The organism is Haliovirga abyssi, from assembly GCF_030295325.1.
Classification (GTDB): Bacteria; Fusobacteriota; Fusobacteriia; order Fusobacteriales; family Haliovirgaceae; genus Haliovirga; species Haliovirga abyssi.
Genome location: NZ_AP027059.1, coordinates 581,815 through 600,986, shown reverse-complemented (window position 1 = coordinate 600,986; position 19,172 = coordinate 581,815). Strand labels below are relative to the sequence as shown.

The window sequence follows — 19,172 nt, the reverse complement described above, 5'->3', positions numbered from 1 at the left end:
CTTTTATTGAAAAGAAAAAAATAAGCTACGCTTTTATCTGGTAGAGTATAAATATTTTTCTAAATTTTGGGATTCTGAAAAATTTCAATTTGAAAAATCGCATACTAAAAAAAAGGAAATAAAAATTTTTATTGTATATATTTTATAGAAAGATTTAATCAAAAAAAGATGACTAGTTTTTTCTTATGGAACGTTTAAAAAATAAATTTTGTGTATTTTGTTATAAAAGTACTTAAATCGTTGCGTATTTTATAACAAAATTGGAATGTTATTTTTAAAATATCTTAAAAAGGAGTGATAAAAATGTTAAAAAAAATACTATTTATTATAAGTTTAAGCCTTATTTTCAACAATGTCATTTTAGGAAATGATGGAAAAGAATTTATTATATATGCTACACCAACAAAACCTTTTAAAATTAGTCCAACAAAAGGAATTTCAATTGAAATTTTACAACTTGTTATGAAAGATATGAAAATCAGTAACTATAAATTTAAGTTTGTTGCTGCAGTTAAAAGAGCTGTTGAATATGCAAAAAGAGGAAGATGTTCAATGTTAATAGGATATTCTATAAAAAAAAGTAGACTCTCATTTTTAGCATATCCTCAAAAATCATATAGAAGAATAAAATGGAACTTTTTTATTCGAAAAGAAGACAAAAACAAAATATTCTATAATAAATTAGAAGATCTAAAAAATTACACAATAGGAGTTACTAGAGGAACCTCTTATACTGAAGAATTTTGGAAAGCTGAAAAATTTTTAAAATTTGATTATGCTAGCAAAAATAACTTACAAATAAAAAAATTAATTGGAAAAAGATTTGATTTAGTTCCATTAAATACACGTTCAACTCTTTATGAATCAAAAGAAGCTGGTGTTCTAGATAAAATTGATTATTTAAAAAAACCTCTTAAAGATAAACTATATTATGATCCTATTTGTATTCATTCTGATTTTTTTAAACCTACTTCACATGAAAATACAACAAGAGAAGAAAAAATCAAAAAATTTCTAAAACAATATGATCGAATTATAGAAAAACTGGAAAAAGATGGTACAATTAATAGAATTTATGAAGAATATGGTTATAAATATAAATTGAAATAATAATTTTATAAATCCAAAAAAATAAAAATAGAGAACCAGGTTAGTTCTCTATTTTTATGGATAGGGTTAAAAAATGTTAATCACATATTTATTATCGATTATTTTATCAAAAACTTTATATTTTTTTTCCAAAAATATTAGGGATTTTTTTCATAACATCTTTTATCGAAAATCTCTTTTTAGAGTTAGATTTTTTACTATCATTATTTATTTTCATCTTTAATTTATTACTTGCATAAAATTTTATAACATTTTTCTTTGGAATTATTATTATCTCTTTAGTTGTTGGATGTTTTACATTTCTTTCTACAGTTTCTTTTACTTTAAATACTCCATAACTTGATAATTTTAATTCCCCATCCTCCTCTAAACACTCCCCCAAAGTTTCCCAGAAACTTTCTACCACTTCATAAGTTCTGTCTCTTCTTTCTCCAAGCTTTGCTGATAATCTTGCTATAAACTCTTTTTTTATCATGAGAATTCACTCTCCCTTATAGATTCCAGATACAAAAAAATTAATTTAAGGAACGTTTAAAAAATAAGTTTCTCATTTTTGTTATAAAAACGCTTAAAGAATGTTTAAAAATAATTTTATACATTTTGTTATAAAAACGCTTGAACCATTACGTATTTTAAAACAAAATAAAAAGGTTGTTTTTAAATCATTCCTAAACCATTGCGTATTTTAAAACAAAATCGGAAGGTTATTTTTAAGCCATTCCTAAGTAATTCCAACCCTATCATAAGTTTTTTAAGAGTATTAAAAAATATATAAATTATCTTCAAATCAGTTTCTTATTATAAGTATACCATCTTTTTATTCAATTATCAAAAAAATTACATCTAACTTTTATTTTACTTAATCCCCCCCATCCCTATTCACATCCAACTTAAAAATCATAGTTATCTCAGTCCCATTCCCCATCTGACTATCTATTTTTATATCTCCATTATGCAGATCCATTATTGTTTTTACAATTGATAATCCAAGCCCTGTCCCACCTGTATCTTTTGTCCTAGATTCATCAATTCTATAAAATCTATCAAAAACTTTATCTAATTCCTCTTTTTCCATTCCAATCCCATTATCCTTAATAGATATTTTAGCAATACCCTCTTTATTTATCGAATTAATTTCTATTTTTTTATCGACTTGACTATATTTTATACTGTTGTCTATAATTCCTCTCATACATTGTTGTATTAAATTTGAATCTATTTCCACCTCTATTTCATCATTAATATTATTAATAATTTTATAATCTGGCACCATTATCTCTGTATCTCTAATCACCTTTTCTACTAATTTATTAAGCATAACTTTTTCTTTATTTAGCTTTATATTCCCACTTTCACCTTTTGCCAAAAACAATAATTTTTCCACTAAATTTTTCATATTAGTCACTTCTTCTTTTAATGCAATTATAGATTCATCCAAAACTTCTTTTTCATTTTTTCCCCATCCATCTATTATTTCTAAATATCCCTGCATTACAGATAACGGTGTCCTAAGTTCATGTGAAGCATCTGATATAAATTTATTCTGATTTTTAAACGACTCTTCTAATCTACTAATCATCTCATTAAGCACCTTCCCCAATTCATATATTTCATCATGTTTATTTGACAAATATACTCTTTTACTCAAATCATTAATTGTAATATATTTAGCATTTTTAGTTATCTCTTTTATAGGTTTTAATAAACTCTTACTTAAATATTTCCCCACTAATATAGATATCAAAAGTCCTATTAATTCTCCAATTATCATATTTTTTCTTAATAATTTTATAAATCCATACTGTCTTGTTATATCCATTATAAATTGAATATACATCTCTTTTCCTTTAAAATCTAATTTTAAATTATATACAGAATAAACTTTATCTCCAATTTTTTCTAATTTTGATTTTTCAATATCTTTTTTATAATCAAATTTGGGAATATTTTTATCCAATGAATTAACAATAATTTTATCATCATTATAAATTCTAATATATGTATCAAATCCTTTTTTCAAAATATTTTCTGCTATTTGATAAGTTCTTTTTCTATTTTCCATTTCTCCTTTGTTTAATTCAACCATATTATTTATCTCATTTTTTACCATTTCTTTTACTTCTGACATCTGTGCATTTGCCTCTTTCTCCCCAAATACAAAAATAGTTCTAAAAATAACAAAATTTATTGTAGCAAAAGTAATTAAAAATACAAATCCATATGTAAATGCCAATTTATTGGATAATTTCCATTTTTTAAAAATTTTCATTATCTAAGCTCCTTTCTCTTTTTAATTCTTCTATTTTTTTATAGTAAATCCAAATCCCCTCACAGTTTTAATAAGCTTCTTCTCAAATGGCTTATCAATTTTATCTCTCAAATGTTTTATATGAACATCCAAAATATTATCATTTCCAAAATAATCATATCCCCATACATTATTTAAAATTTTATCTCTTGTTGCTACAATTCCTTTATTTATCAAAAGATATTCTAACAGTTCAAACTCTTTTTTTGACAATTCAATCTCTATCTCTCCTCTTTTTACAATACATTGTTCTATATTCATAATTAAATCTTCTGCTTTTAATATATTTCCTTCCGTTTTTCCCCCACTTGTTTTACCTCTTAATTGAACTCTTATTCTTGCTAAAAGTTCTTCTATCTCAAAAGGCTTTGTTATGTAGTCATTTGCCCCCAAATCCAATCCAATAACTTTATCTGTCATTTCATCTTTTGCAGTTACCATAATTATAGGAATATTTGAATATTCCCGCACTCTTCTGCATACTTCTATTCCATTAATTTTAGGAATCATTATATCCAATAATACCAAATCATAATCTCCATTTTTAATTTTATCCAAAGCCTCTCGTCCATCAAAAGCACTATCTATTTTATATCCTTCATGTTTTAATTGTAATTCAATAAATCTGGAAATTCTTTTTTCATCTTCAACTATTAATATTTTTTCCATTTGTCCCCCTTTCTTTTTTGATAATGATAATTTTACTTTATAATATTTCCCCTGTTCAATGTTACATTTTAAACAAATATAGCATTGAATACACATGACCCGTAGGGGTTTGCCGGTGGCAAACCCTATTTTTTTACATCTCATTTCCCCATATATTATCCATTTCGTAAATTCCATTTGTATACAAAATTTTAAATGTATTTTTATATGTTTGGGCGTGCCAACGGCAACGCCCCTACTATTTGTTATTTTAAATAAAAAAATTCTAAACAAATTTATTTCATTTATAGCATCTAACACCTCTGCTGTAAGGGCAATTCACGAATTGCCCTTACTACTATTCTAGCTTATTTTTCTAATTTTTTCTATCTTTATTTTCTAATTAAATATCTCAAATAAAAACTCCCTTCCTCCAAAATGGAAACCCAAATCGGAAAAAGGGAGAGAGTGTGTGTAAATTTATTTTATTTCTTTTCTTATTTTCCTTTTTTCCTTAATCCCTTCAACTATTGAATACATTACAGGAATCACTACTAATGTCAATAACGTTGCAAACCCTAATCCAAATATTACTGAAATTGCCATTCCTTTAAAAAATTCTGAACCTTCTCCTATTCCTAAAGCTAATGGAATCATCCCAAATATTGTTGTAAATGTTGTCATTAGTATAGGTCTTAGTCTAGTTTCTCCACCTTTTTTAATAGCTTCTACTAATTCTACCCCTTTTTCCCTTAACGAATGTATATAGTCTATTAATACTATTGCATTATTTACAACTATTCCCGCTAACATTATTATTCCAATCATTACCATCATACTAAAATTAGTTCCAGTTATTACAAGTCCTATTATTATCCCAATTACAGATAGTGGCAAAGTTCCCATTACTATAAGCGGTAATATAAATGATTCAAATTGTGTAGCCAAAATGAAATATATTAAGAATATAGCTAATGCTAATGCTATGGTTAAGTCTTTCATCACTTTTGAAAATTGTTCACTTTCTCCACCAAATTTATAAGTAACTCCTTTAGGAAGTTCCATATTATTTATCACTTCTTTTATCTGTTTTTCAGCTGTTTTTAATGCCATTGTAGAGCTATTTGCAGATAGAGTAATTTTTTTTATTTTATTTTCTTTTACTATTTCAGATGGACCTTCTTCTACTTTTAGCTCTGCTATATCTTTTAATTGTATTGTTTTTCCAGTTGGAGTTTTTATTCTCATCTCCATTAATTTTTCACTTGAATTTTTATACTTCTTCATTAATTGTACGCTAACATCTACCTCTTCATCATCTGTTTTTATTGTAAATGGTTCTGTTCCCAAAATTTGATAACTTATTATCTGGTTAATTTGAGCAACTCTTAATCCATAATATTGTGCTTTTGTTCTATCTATTACTATTTTACCTTCTGGATTTCCACCTTCAAAAGAAGATTTTACATCTGTAAATCCATCAATTGATCTCATCTTATTTTTTATTTCATTTGAAACATCAACTAATATTTTTTGATTTCTTCCTAATAATTGTAATTGAATATCTCCACCACTTGGTCCAAAACCTAAACTAAATTTCATTTTTGCATCTGGAATCACTTTTAACTTTTCTCTCATTCTTTTAGTTATTTCATCTATTGATTCTCTTCTTTTATTTTTCTTAATTACATCAACATTTATATTAACTTCATCTTTTTTTACTACTGTTGCATATTGTATTGTATTTTTATCATTTTTTACTATTTTTTCCATTTGATAAGCTATTCTATTTGCTTTTTCTATATCTAACCCTTTTGGTAATTCAGCTGTAACATTATATTGAGCATTATCAACTTTTGGCATAAACTCCATCTCTATATTTTTAACTCCGAAAAATATAGCTCCAAAGAAAACTATTCCTGTTATAAATAATGTTATAGCTTTATGTTTTAATGCACTATCCAGTAACTTATGATATCCAAATTTCACTTTTGTAAATAATTTACCATCAAAATCTTTTTTCTCTCCACTTTTTAATATTTTAGAAGCTACCATAGGTACAAAAGTTAATGCTATTATTATAGAAGCTAATAATGAAAATATTATTGAATAAGCTAAATCTTGAAATATCTCTTTTGCCATTCCATTTGTAAATAATATTGGAGCAAATACTGCCACTGAAGTTGCTGTAGAAGCAATTATAGGCACAGCCATTTCAGAAGCTCCATCTCTTACAGCTTCAAATACTTTTTCTCCCTCTTCTGTTATTTTCCTATATATATTATCAATAACAACTATAGAATTATCCACAACCATTCCAACGCCCAAAGCTAATCCAAGTAGTGATATTCTATTTAATGATACCCCTTTTACCTTTAATAAAAAAACTGCAAAGATTATCGAAGTTGGTATAGCCATTGCTACAATTCCACTTGTTCTCATATTTTTTAAGAATAGTAATAATATAATCGCAGCCAAAACTAATCCAGTTAATCCATTATTTACCACAGTATTAATAGAATCTCCTATCTCTTTTGAAGAATCATAACTTATTTTTAAATCTATATCCGACGATATATAATTTTTCATATCTTTTAATTCTTCTTTTAACTTTTTAACAATTTCAACTGCATTTCCATCTTTTGTCTTTTTAATATTTAAAGATAATACTGTTTTTCCATTTAATCTACTATAAGTTTCTCTTTTTTTAGTAGTTAAATTTACATTACATATATCTTTTAATCTCAATATCTCATTATTTTTGTTGCTAATCACTATATTTTTTACTTGTTCTAAAGTTTTAATTTCTCCCATTACTCTAATTAACATCTCTTTATCCCCTTCATAAACCATTCCACCAGGGATATTTATATTTGAAGCTTTTAATATATTTACAACACTGCTAACATCCATATTGTAATTTGCTAATCTATTTGGATCAATCTCTATTAATATCCGTTTTTCCAATCCGCCACTTACTTCTACACTTCCGACTCCTTTAATTTGCTGTAATCTAGGCTTTATTGTATTGTCCGCAATTCCTTTTAATTCCATCAAATCTGCTCCACTCATTTCAACTGTTGCTACTCCAGTTCCACCAGTTACATCCATCTTTGTTACATATGGATCAGTTATATCACTTGGTAACTTGCCTCTTATTTTGCTAACTTCATTTTGAATTAAATCAACTTTTTTATCAGTATCTACTCCATAATCAAATTCTACAATTACATATGAATAATTTTGACCTGAATATGAAGTAACTTTATCTACTCCATCTATTCCAGAAAGAGCATCTTCAATTTTTTCTGTTACTAATTTATCCATATCTTCAGGAGAAGCTCCTACCCAAGTTGTTTTTACTGAAACAATTGGCATATCAAAATCTGGCATTAATTCAGCAGACATATTTAACATTGCTATAACTCCTGCTACTAACATTGTTATTATAATCATTGTCATAGCAACAGGTCTTTTTATTGAAAATTCTACTAATTTCATCTATTTCACCTCATTTATTAAACTATTGTTCTCTAATGTATATTGACCTTCTATTATAATTTCATCTCCAGCTTTAATATTCTTTGACAAAATTTCAATATTATTTCCATTTTCTATTCCTGTTTCAACTCTCATTTTTTTAGCTTTTCCATTTTCACTTATAAATATATATTTAGATAAATTATCAATTACAATTGCTTTTTTCGGAACTAATATTCCATTTATTGTTTTTGTATCAATTTCTGCTTTTACATACATTCCCACTTGAATTCTATTATCAGGATTTTTTAATTTAATTTTCACTTTAAATTTATCTGTTCCTTCTGAAGCTGATGGATTCATCTCATAAACTTCTCCATTATACCATTTATCTAAATCTTCTATATAAATTCTAACTTTATCTTTTTTCTCCAAATCCATAAAATCTTTCCCCGAAATTCCTACTTCTACTATCATTTCACTTGTATTAATTACACTAAACATTGGAATTTTGCCTTCTGCCTTTACTTGACCATACTTATCCAAATTCATATTAGTAATTACTCCACTTATTTTAGCATTTACAGTTAAATCATCATATTGTTTTTGCATTAATTCATAATTTGCTTTTGCTGTTAAATAACTAGCTCTACTATTTGTAATTTCATATTCCCAAATTTTATTATCAACATATTTCTTTAACAGCTCATATGATTGTTCTGCATTTTGTAAATTAGCCCTTAAAGAGGTAATATCCTCCTCATCTGCTCCTTTTTTAATTAAAATCAAATTCCTTTTAGCTGTTTCATATGAATTTTTAGCATTTTCATATTTATTTTCAATGTCCATAAAACCTTGCTCTGAAATTAAATTTTCTTTATATAATTGTCTGTTTTTTTCATATAAATTTTTTATTAAATTATAATTACTTTCAGCTATTTTTACTCTTGATTCTGCATTTGATATCTCTTCTTTATCTGCTCCTTTTAAAGCTTTTTCAAGTTTCATTTTTGCACTTGTAACCCCTGCTTCTGCTTGTTCTAATTTTCTTATATTTTCAGATTTAGAAAAAAGATTTACTCTTTCATAATTACTTTTAGCCATTAAATAGTTTGCTTTAGCTGTTTTATAATTTGCCTCTATTCTATCATTATCTAATTTTAAAATCACATCATCTTTTTTTACATAATCTCCATTTTTCACTAAAATATCTGAAATTTCTCCGCCAATCTTAGATGATTGTTTCACTTCTAATAGTGGTTCTGTTTGCCCATTTGTAACAACTTTTTTTTGTATTTTTTGTGTTTTTACTATTTCTACTTTTACCGATTTTTTAGTTTCCTTTTTCACTACAGCTGTAGTTGCTGGAGCTTTTTTCCCAAATCCACTTGACACTACACCTATAGATATTATTAATATTGCTCCTATAATTAATTTACTTTTTTTCATTTTTAACATCCTCCTATTTTTTATTTTATTTTATTTTCATATGTTTTTTCAGCTAAATAATAATCTAATCTTGCATTTATCAAATTAATTTCTGATTGTCTTAAATTATTTTCTGATTTCAAAAAATCTGTTGTAGTTATTAATCCTGCTATATGACGCCCTTTATCTAATTCATATTGTTCTTTTGAACTCGCCAATGCTTGTTCTTTTGCTTTAATTAACTTTTTAGAAATTTCCAATTCATAATAACTGTTTCTAATTCCAATTTCTAATTGTTCTAAGCTGTTCTTTTCACTATTTTTAGAAATTTTCAGCTCATTTTTTGATTTCCTATATTCATCTTGACTATTTCCAAAATCAAATAGATTATAACTAAACATAATTGTTCCTGACCAATTCCATTTATCTTTTATTCCTTCTATATCTGTAGAACTATTTTCTATTCCAAAATTAAAAGCTATTGTTGGAAATAGATCCGCTCTTTTTAATTTTGTATTCATCTCTTGAAATTCTGTTCCTATTTTTACAAGCTTTACATCTGTTCCATTTTCTTTAGCGATTTTTATCCCTTCATCTATATTTAATATTTTTTCTTGATTTTCTTTTATTGAAATATCTTTTAATTCTATAGTTTCACTATTAGCCATTCCAATTAATCTTTTTAAATTTGCTTTAGATATTTTTATCCCTTTTTCTAATTCTAATAATTGACTATCTAAATTTGTCATTGTATAATCAATCTCCAATAGTGGAGTCTTTGTTATCAAATTCAATTTATATTGTGCATTAATCATTTTATATGTTTCTTTTAATTGTTCCAACGAATCCTTTAAAACCTCTCTATTTTTTTCTAATTTTAAAATTGTTATATATGATTTTGTTATCTCTAACTCTGCATCTTTTTCTTTTTTCTCCAATAAATAATTACCTTGTTTTCCTAATAAATCTGCTGTATCTATTCCAATTAATATTTTACCACCAGTAAAAATAGGTTGCTCTATTGATATTTTATTTCCATACATATTATCTGAATTTTTATCCATTGGATTCATTGGATTTTCAAATTTTGTATAACTACTTGTCAATTTCACTTTTGGTAATGCAGTTTTGATTGCTTGTTTTTTCATTATTTCTGTATTTTCTTGTGTTATTTTTTCATTTTTAACATTTACATTTTCACTCACCCCTTTTCTAATTGCTTCTTGTAAAGTTATTTCCATTGAATACAAATTCCCTACCATAAATGTAAATAGTAAAAATAGTATTTTTTTCTTCATTTTGTTTTTCCTCCTTTTTTTATTTTTTCTTAAACTAATTATACTCTATTCATATTAATTTAATTTTAACTAATTCTTAATTTTTCCTTAATTTTATATTTTATTTATCTTATTAATGAACTTTATAAAAATTAAAGAAACAAAGTGATTTATCCAATTATGATATAAAGGTGTATGACTATCTCAAATGAATACCAAAAAAACTCAAAATCATAAAGTTTCTTCAAAATAAAAATAAAAAAGATTTTATGAGAAAAAAGCGAAAAAGAAAACAATAGAAATTAATAAGGAACGGCTTAAAAATAACCTTCCGATTTTGTTTTAAAATACACAATGGTTTAAGCGTTTTTATAACAAAAAATGAGAAACTTATTTTTTAAACGTTCCCAATATAATCAATATAACTTTAAAGATAAATCTATTAAGAGATTTATAGCTTTTTTCTCATAAAATCTCCCGAAGCTAAAACTGTCTGAGAGAGCGTCCTCCTCTAAAGCGAACGAGTTTTTTAGCTTCTTGATTTTTCTTTGCTTCGTTTCTTTGTATCAAGACAAAGAAATGAAGAGATAAACAAAGGGATAAAATAATCTTTAGAATGTTTAAAATAAACTAAGCTTCCTCTGATAACGCATAAATGTTTTTCTAAATTTTTAATTTCTAAAAAATTTAACAAAATCGCATATTTCAAAAAAAAGATGTAGCTTATTTTCTGAATAGACTTATATTTTCCTATTGCAAAAAAAAAGAATGTCAGGATAATATATATTATCCTGACATTCTTTTTTTTTTTATTTATTAAAATACTATTTTTTCTAATAATTCATCTGATATATTAAAATTAGAATAAACCTCTTGTACATCATCATCTTCTTCAAGTTTATCTATAAGTTTTAATACTTTAGTTGCATTTTCTTCATCTGTCACATCTACTGTATTTTGTGGATGAAATGTTAATTCTGCATCTTCATATTTTAATCCAGCATCATCAATAGCTTTTTTTACATTTTCATAATCATCTGGTTCTGTCAATACTGTAATTTCTGTTTCTTCAGTAACTACATCCTCTGCCCCTGCATCTAAGGCTACTTCCATAACTTCATCTTCTGTTACTTTACTTGCATCAAAAGTTATAACACCTTTTCTATCAAACATCCAACCTACTACTCCTGTTTCTCCTAAGTTTCCACCACTTTTAGAAAAAATACTTCTTACAGAAGAAGCTGTTCTATTTTTATTATCTGTAACTGCATCTACAATTATAGCCACTCCTGCTGGACCATAACCTTCATATCTTATTTCAAGATATTCTACCCCTTCTAATTCACCAGTTCCTTTTTTTATAGCTCTCTCTATATTATCTTTTGGCATATTTGCACCTTTTGCTTTATCTACCGCTAATCTTAGTCTAGGGTTAAATTCTATATTTCCCCCTGCTTCTTTAGCTGCAATTGTCAACTCTTTTGCCATTTTAGTAAACATTTTACCTCTCTTAGCATCTTGTCTACCTTTTCTATGTTGAATATTCGCCCATTTACTATGTCCTGACAATTTCATCCCTCCTAAAATATTTTTTAAATAGTTATTTCAAAATAAAAAACAGATACTCTTAAAAACATTTAAAATCTATTTTTTTAACTATCCTCTAATTTTTATATTTTATCATAATTTTATCTATTTTTCAAGGTAGCTTTTTTCACAATACTATCACTACTTAAATACATTAAAAAATTATGTCTATGCTTTCCATTCTTAAATATAACAAACTCCTTAATATTATCAAGTTAAGAAAAACTGACAATACAGAATAAATGCTATAAACACTAATTCACTCAGCACAAAGACTCAAAGTTCACTAAGAAACAGTAAGAAAATATTTTTTTTGCTAATTAATAAAGTATAAATTTGTTCTTATTTTGGTAAAAATGAATTCTATTTCTATATGAATTACTCTTTGAGATACTTTGCGTTCTCCTTTCTTTGTGCTGAATCTTTTATTTTTTTAAATATTCTTAATTTAATGAGACAACCTAAATTCTCCCCTCACTCTATAACTCTTTTTCTATCTTAAACAATTTTATAAAATCAATAAACTTTATCAAATCTATATCTTTCATTCTATCTCTTAATATTACAGCTTGATATCCTATTTTAAATTTATCAAAATTTTCTACAACTTGTAATTCTTTATTTTTTATCTCTTTATATACACAATAATATGGTAATATTGTATATCCGATTCCCTCTATCACAAGATTTTTAACTGTTTCTATACTTCCATTAACTTTAAATCTATTTTTTATCTGAATATTGTATTTCCTTTCTAAAGTAACAAGATTTTTTTCCAAAATTAAACTGTCATCTCTACTTATTAAAGGTATTTTCTCCAAATCATTTTTATCTTCAATATTATATTTATTTATCAATATAAATGGATAATCTGCTATTGGGATTATAGAATAACTTTTATCATTTATAAAAAAATCTCCCATTAAAACAATATCCACATTCCCCTCTTTTAACATATCTAATAAAATATCTCTTTCTTGTATATGTATTTCAAATTCCATACCAGGGTAACTTTCTTTAATTTCCATAATAATTTTAGGTAATAATGGTTCTCCTATTATATGGGTAGCCCCTATAACTAATTTACCTTTTTGGTCCGATACAACTTTTTCTATCTCTTTTTCTGCCCTTTTTACATTTTTAAATATATCATCTGCTATTTTAAATAATGTATCTCCTGCATAAGTTAATTTTATTTTTTTTTCACTTCTGTCAAAAAGCTTAACCCCTAAATTATCTTCAAATTTTTTTATTTGAATAGATACTGCAGATTGGTTTATATATAATTTATTAGCTGCTTTAGTAAAGCTTTTTTCTGTTGCCACATAATAAAAAATTTTTAAATGATGTAAATCCATTTCATCAGCCTCCTATATATTTCGTATATGTTAATTATTAAAAAGATATATTTGAATTATACAATATTTCTTGCTATAATTCAAGTATCAATTTTACAGAGATGTTTATCATGAAAAAATTATTTTTTAAACATTCTTAATAAATATCAGGAGGTTTTTACAATGAAAAAAGTATTTAGTAGTTTAGGAGTTTTTATTTTTTTATCAAACGTCGCTAGTGCTGCACAAGCACCTACAACGCAAAGTAATTTGAATTTAGTATGGTTAGGAGTAGCTAGTGGTTTAGTTATGTTTATGCAAGTTGGATTTATTGCATTAGAATCAGGATTTACAAGAGCCAAAAATTCTGTTAATGTTGCTACAAAAGGAATTTTAGATTTTGCAGTTGGAAGTTTAATCTTTTTTATGTTTGGATTTGCATTTATGTTTGGAAAAGGTAGTTTTATTGGAACTACAAATTTTTTATTAAGTGATTATATTACAAATGGAGATAATGCTGGAATTATGTTTTGGGTATTCCAAGTTATGTTTGCTGGAGCAGCAGCAACAATTGTATCTGGAGCAGTCGCAGAAAGAATAAAATTAACTGGATATGTAATAGCAAGTGCTGTTATTGCAGGATTTATTTATCCTATATTTGGACATTGGGCTTGGAGCAGTGATGGTTGGCTTGCAGCAATGAATTTTCATGATTTTGCAGGTTCTACAGTCATACATGCTTTAGGTGGATGGTTAGCATTTACTGGAGCAGTTGTACTTGGACCAAGATTTGGTAAATTTAAAAAAGATGGAACTGTTAATGCGATACCAGGACACAATATCCCTTTAGCTGTACTTGGAACATTTATTCTTTGGTTTGGATGGTATGGATTTAATGGAGGTTCTACTTTAACTGGTGATGGAAGTATTGCAATAGTATTTTTAAATACCACTTTAGGTGGTGCTGCTGGAACAGTTATGGCTATGTTATATTCAGCATTTAGAACAAAACTTGTCGATTTAGGTATGACTCTTAATGGTGCATTAGCTGGACTTGTAGCAGTAACTGCTGGAGCAGATGCTTTGTCTCCTGGAAGTGCTATAATAGTTGGACTGTTTGCAGGTTTATTTGTATCACTTGCAGTACCGTTCTTTGATAAATTAAAAATAGATGATCCTGTTGGGGCTGTTTCAGTTCATGGAATAAATGGAGTATGGGGAACTTTAGCCGTTGGATTATTCACTAAAGAATATAGTTTTTTAACTCAACTAATTGGAGCTGTTTCTGTTGTTACATATGCTTTAATTACTGGATTCATTCTATTTATTTTAATAGACAAAATAGCAGGACTTAGAGTTAGTGCTGAAGATGAATTAATTGGACTTGATAAAGCTGAACATGGATATTCTGCTTATCCAGAATTCCAATCACATTATACAAGTGACCTATTTAAATAGAAAATAAAAATTTAGGATTATATAATAAGATGTGATCAAAAATAAAAAATAAAAATTAGCCACCAATTAACACTAATAAAATTCATATAATTTATAAGTGAAGAGTAGTGTAAATTAGTGGCTAAAGATTAAAAAAAGGAGTGGATTTTAAATGAAAAAAATTGAAGCTATTATCAAACCTGTAAAATTAACTGATGTAAAAGAAGCTTTAAGCGAAGCAGGAGTAAAAGGTATTACAATTACAGAAGTAAGAGGTTTCGGAAGACAGAAAGGTCAAACTGAAATATTTAGGGGTGCAGAATACAAAATTGATTTTTTACCTAAAATAAAATTAGAAATAGTTGCAAATGATTTAGCAGTTAATAAAATAACAAAAATAATCATGTCCAATTCTAAAACTGGTCAAATAGGAGATGGAAAAATTTTCATTTCTAATATTGAAAATGTAGTTAGGATTAGAACTGGTGAAAAGGATGAAAATGCAATATAAAAAATTTTATTAAAAAATAAGCTACGCTTCATCTGGTAGAACATAAATGTTTTTCAAAATTTTTGGCTTCTGAAAAATTTCGCTTTGAAAAATCGCATATTTCAAAAAAATGGCGTAGCTTATTTTCTAGACAAATTTATACTTTCCTAGTAAATTAAAAAAATGGGAGATGATAAATTTCATCTCCCATTTTTTTAAAACCTTTTAATAATTATTTTATATCTATTGCTCCCATTGGACAATAATTTAAACAAATGCTACATCCAGTACACTTTTCTGAATTAACTTCATATCCTGAAGGCGAACCTCCAAATAATCCGAAAAATCCTGATTCTTTATTACTATTTTTTTTTGCTTCAATTGCTTTTGTTGGACAAGCTCTCTTAGCTGGACAAAATGGTGATCTGTCACATCTTGCTTCTACTATAACTGCTTTTTTCATTTGATTCCTCCTATTTTTTTATATTACGTCATTCGAATATTATAATATCACAATACGAATAGTCTGTCAATATATTTTTAGGAATTTTGCGTATTTTAAAGCTATTTCTAAGTTACCATTAGACAAAATTATCTAATTTTTAACCTTATTTTTAGAAACAAACTTATTTCCTTTTATATAAAATCTCCATAATTTTTCTGTATACTCTTCTGCATAATCAATATTAATTCTTTTACTTTCAGCTATTTTTTCCACTACTTTTTCTTTTTCAATATTTTCATTTTTCATAACAAACAGTTCTTCGCCAGTTACTAAATTATACTTATCTAATGATTTATTTATATTTAAAGCCTTACACAATTTACCAGGCCCATTTGTTAACTCTTCAATCTTTGTTGATTTTATTTTTCTATTCTCTTTTATGTATTCTAGACCGCTTATGGGTTCTACTGCTCTTATTAATACTGCCTCGGGTTTATCCTCTTTGGCCGTTACAATATTTAAGCAATAATACATCCCATAAATAATATACACATAAGCATATCCACCTTCTAAAAACATTGATTCTGTTCTCTTTGTTCTCCTATTATTATACGCATGACATCCTTTATCTTCAGGTCCTACATATGCCTCTGTTTCCACTATCTTTACTATAATCTCTTTCCCATCTATTCTTCTTACAATATATTGCCCTAATAATTTTTTAGCTAAACTTACTGCATTATCTAAATAGAATTCTTTTGAAAATCTCATTTTAACATCTCCTAAAAAAACTGTTACAATTCTGTGTATAAAATAAATAAAATTGGAAAGTTCTTTTTAAAGCTATTCCTAAACAATATTATTTGCTTCAATAATACTGTTATCTCTGTGTCACTCTGATAACTCTGCGCCTCTGCGTTGTCTCCTTTTTCTTCAATTATTTTTCAACTCAACTTATTCTCTATTAAATCCGCAATTTCTTGAGCCACAGTTACAACCATATCCATACTATTCCCTTCTACCATAACTCTTATTAATGGTTCTGTTCCAGATGGCCTTACTATAACCCTTCCATTTCCATTCATCTCTTTCTCTTTTTTATCTATAAATTCTATTATATCTTTATTTTCATGCCAACTTCTCTTTTTTTCATTTGATACTTTTACATTTATCATTGTTTGAGGGTATTCTTCTATATCTTTTACCAAATCATGTAAACTCTTTTTTTGTTCTTTCAAAGCATCCACAAGTTGTAATGCTGTAAGAATACCGTCTCCAGTAGTATTATAGTCTAAAAATATTATATGCCCTGATTGTTCTCCACCTATATTCAAATTATCCTCTTTCATTTTTTCTAATACATATCTATCTCCAACTTGTGCTCTTATTAACTCTATTCCATTATCTTTTAAATGTTTTTCAAATCCCATGTTACTCATTGTTGTTGTTACCACTTTATTTTTATTTAATTTACCCTCTGCTTTAAATTTCTTAACTATTGCTGCAATTATTTTATCTCCATCAATTATTTTTCCTGTATGATCTACTGCTAATAGTCTATCAGCATCTCCATCAAAAGCTAATCCTAAATCTGCATTATATCCCAAAACAACTTTTTGCAAAATCCCCATATCTGTAGAGCCACATTTTACATTTATATTTCTACCATTTGGAATATTATTTATAGCAACTATTTCTGCTCCAAGTTCATAAAATACTCTCGGTGCAATTCTATAAGAAGCTCCATTAGCAGTATCCAAAATTATTTTCATCCCTTTAAAATTATTTTTTACTGTAGATAATAAAAAATCTTGATAAATATAAAAATCATCTTCTGAATATCTAAATTTCCCAACTTCATCTCCTGATTTTCTATATTTTTTTAATTCACTAGCACTATCTATTAAATTTTCTAACTCTTCCTCTACACTATCAGGTAATTTATACCCATCACTACTAAATATTTTTATTCCATTATCTTTTGCTGGATTATGAGAAGCTGATATCATAATTCCTGCATCTGCTTTTGATTGCTTTGTAATATATGCTACTCCAGGAGTTGGCAATACTCCTACAAAATCTATATTAACTCCCATTGAAGTTAATCCTGCAAAAATTGATGATCTTAACATATATCCAGAAACTCTTGTATCTGTCCCTAATATAACTTTAGGGGTTTTTCCATTTGATTTTTTTGTTAAATAATACCCTAATGCAAATCCTAAATCCATTGCTAATTCCGGAGTTAATTCTATATTTGCTTCTCCTCTTATTCCGTCTGTTCCAAAATATTTTCTACCCATCTTATATTTTTCCTCCAATGTTTTTGTTTTTTATATCTGCTTTTATTTTTTTAATTTTTTAATCTTCAAATAGATAATTTACATCTAATTTTAGTTCTCCATTAAATATTCCTACTTCTAAAATATTTTCTTTTTTTTCTTTCTCATTTTCACATTCTTGCTCTTTCTCTTTAAAATTTTCAAGAGTATCTTCATAAAAATAATGAGAAACTTTTTCATCTTTAAAATTGTGTACATCTATTGATAAATTATATGGATCTACTATCCAATATTCTTTTACTCCACTTTTTTTGTATAATTCATATTTTAAAACTTTATCTCTTTTAGCTGTACTTGGAGATAATATTTCTATCACCAAATCAGGTGCTCCATTTATATTTTTATCTGTTAATTTATTTTCATCACAAACTACTAATATATCTGGTTTTACTATATCTTCTTCTGACAACAATACATCTAATTCGTAATATACTTTACATTTTTTACCTTCCAAATATCTAAATATTTTCCCATGTATTTTACTAGCAATTTCTTGATGCTTTCTATTTGGGCTTGGCGACATTGAATATACTTTCCCGCCTATTATTTCCCAATCTTCACTATCTTTCCAATTTTTATAATTTTCATATGTATATTTTTCTTTTATTTTTCTAACTGCTGCCATTTTATTGTCCCTCCTATTATAAAATATTACCAAGGAACGGCTTAAAAATAACTTACCCATTTGTTTATAAAATAGGCAATGTTTCTAGCCTTTTTATGAACAAATATGAGAACATTATTTTTTAAACGTTCCCAAACTTTAAAAAGTAAAAAAATTACACCCTATATTTTTCAGCAAAAAACCCAACTATTGCTCCTGAAATAAATCCCATTACAATAAAAAATAGTATAAATATAAAAATTTCTCTTTCAAAAATAGATATATTTCTAAAAAGTAAAAAATAAACTATTATTAATTGAATGAAATTGTGAACTAATCCTGCTACTCCACTTATGGATATTAATGATAGATATTTCCTAAATTTAAATAATCCGCCCATTATAATCACAGTAACAAATCCAGCTCCTAAACTAATAAAAAAATTTGGAGTAAACATAGTCCCTAACATAAAACTATTTATAAATATTCTAAGTATAACTATTTCTATTCCAAAATTAACACCAAATTTTTCTATTCCAATTAATGTAGCTATATTAGATAAACCTATTCTCATCCACGGAAATGGCTTTGGAATCATACTTTCTAATAAGGAAAAATATAGTGCCATTAATATTAAAGTTATTTGATATGCTACTCTCTTTTTCTCACTTTTTTTCAT

General features: G+C 26.5%; 16 protein-coding genes. 3 read left to right on the top strand and 13 right to left on the bottom strand.

All coding sequences use genetic code 11. From position 1 onward, the window contains the following. Positions 1–303 precede the first annotated feature (303 nt). The gene (locus RDY08_RS02630; protein ID WP_307904873.1) at positions 304–1,110 is read left to right on the top strand and encodes a substrate-binding periplasmic protein; all 807 of its coding nucleotides are present in this window, start codon (positions 304–306) and stop codon (positions 1,108–1,110) included. A 115-nt stretch (positions 1,111–1,225) separates the two neighbouring features. On the opposite strand, the gene RDY08_RS02625 is transcribed toward RDY08_RS02630, so the two are convergent. The 8 genes from RDY08_RS02625 to RDY08_RS02590 form a co-directional block, all read right to left on the bottom strand. After that, a complete protein-coding gene (locus RDY08_RS02625) occupies positions 1,226–1,585 on the bottom strand; it encodes an HU family DNA-binding protein (RefSeq protein ID WP_307904872.1) in 360 nt (119 codons plus the stop codon). Positions 1,586–1,969: 384 nt separating this feature from the next. Further along, a complete protein-coding gene (locus RDY08_RS02620) occupies positions 1,970–3,379 on the bottom strand; it encodes a sensor histidine kinase (protein ID WP_307904871.1) in 1,410 nt (469 codons plus the stop codon). Between the two features lie 30 nt (positions 3,380–3,409). Next, positions 3,410–4,087: a response regulator transcription factor gene (locus RDY08_RS02615; protein WP_307904870.1), complete on the bottom strand. Its 678-nt coding sequence runs from the start codon at positions 4,085–4,087 to the stop codon at positions 3,410–3,412. Between the two features lie 459 nt (positions 4,088–4,546). Next, positions 4,547–7,567 (bottom strand): efflux RND transporter permease subunit, encoded by a 3,021-nt coding sequence (locus tag RDY08_RS02610; protein WP_307904869.1) that lies wholly within the window; start codon positions 7,565–7,567, stop codon positions 4,547–4,549. Then, the gene (locus RDY08_RS02605; RefSeq protein WP_307904868.1) at positions 7,568–8,995 is read right to left on the bottom strand and encodes an efflux RND transporter periplasmic adaptor subunit; all 1,428 of its coding nucleotides are present in this window, start codon (positions 8,993–8,995) and stop codon (positions 7,568–7,570) included. A 20-nt stretch (positions 8,996–9,015) separates the two neighbouring features. Further along, positions 9,016–10,272, bottom strand: coding sequence for a TolC family protein (locus tag RDY08_RS02600; protein ID WP_307904867.1), 1,257 nt, complete (start codon positions 10,270–10,272; stop codon positions 9,016–9,018). Between the two features lie 795 nt (positions 10,273–11,067). Continuing rightward, on the bottom strand, positions 11,068–11,820 hold the full coding sequence (locus RDY08_RS02595; RefSeq protein WP_307905437.1) for a YebC/PmpR family DNA-binding transcriptional regulator: 753 nt from the start codon (positions 11,818–11,820) through the stop codon (positions 11,068–11,070). Between the two features lie 497 nt (positions 11,821–12,317). Beyond that, on the bottom strand, positions 12,318–13,196 hold the full coding sequence (locus RDY08_RS02590) for a LysR family transcriptional regulator (protein WP_307904866.1): 879 nt from the start codon (positions 13,194–13,196) through the stop codon (positions 12,318–12,320). 162 nt (positions 13,197–13,358) lie between these two features. Here RDY08_RS02590 and RDY08_RS02585 point away from each other — a divergent pair, with 162 nt between their 5' ends. Both RDY08_RS02585 and RDY08_RS02580 read left to right on the top strand, forming a co-directional pair. Next, positions 13,359–14,633, top strand: coding sequence for an ammonium transporter (locus tag RDY08_RS02585; protein ID WP_307904865.1), 1,275 nt, complete (start codon positions 13,359–13,361; stop codon positions 14,631–14,633). Positions 14,634–14,784: 151 nt separating this feature from the next. Continuing rightward, complete coding sequence (locus RDY08_RS02580; protein ID WP_307904864.1) at positions 14,785–15,123, top strand: P-II family nitrogen regulator; 339 nt, start codon at positions 14,785–14,787, stop codon at positions 15,121–15,123. A gap of 211 nt (positions 15,124–15,334) precedes the next feature. Here RDY08_RS02580 and RDY08_RS02575 read toward each other — a convergent pair whose 3' ends face one another. The 5 genes from RDY08_RS02575 to RDY08_RS02555 all read right to left on the bottom strand — a co-directional run bounded on the left by RDY08_RS02575 (position 15,335) and on the right by RDY08_RS02555 (position 19,172). Beyond that, positions 15,335–15,565: an ATP-binding protein gene (locus tag RDY08_RS02575; protein ID WP_307904863.1), complete on the bottom strand. Its 231-nt coding sequence runs from the start codon at positions 15,563–15,565 to the stop codon at positions 15,335–15,337. 132 nt (positions 15,566–15,697) lie between these two features. Continuing rightward, the gene (locus tag RDY08_RS02570; RefSeq protein WP_307904862.1) at positions 15,698–16,318 is read right to left on the bottom strand and encodes a DNA-3-methyladenine glycosylase; all 621 of its coding nucleotides are present in this window, start codon (positions 16,316–16,318) and stop codon (positions 15,698–15,700) included. A 173-nt stretch (positions 16,319–16,491) separates the two neighbouring features. After that, positions 16,492–17,850 (bottom strand): phosphoglucosamine mutase, encoded by a 1,359-nt coding sequence (gene glmM, locus RDY08_RS02565; protein WP_307904861.1) that lies wholly within the window; start codon positions 17,848–17,850, stop codon positions 16,492–16,494. A 58-nt stretch (positions 17,851–17,908) separates the two neighbouring features. Further along, positions 17,909–18,514 (bottom strand): Uma2 family endonuclease, encoded by a 606-nt coding sequence (locus RDY08_RS02560; RefSeq protein WP_307904860.1) that lies wholly within the window; start codon positions 18,512–18,514, stop codon positions 17,909–17,911. A gap of 154 nt (positions 18,515–18,668) precedes the next feature. Beyond that, positions 18,669–19,172, bottom strand: a complete 504-nt coding sequence (locus RDY08_RS02555) for a Gx transporter family protein (RefSeq protein WP_307904859.1) — start codon at positions 19,170–19,172, stop codon at positions 18,669–18,671.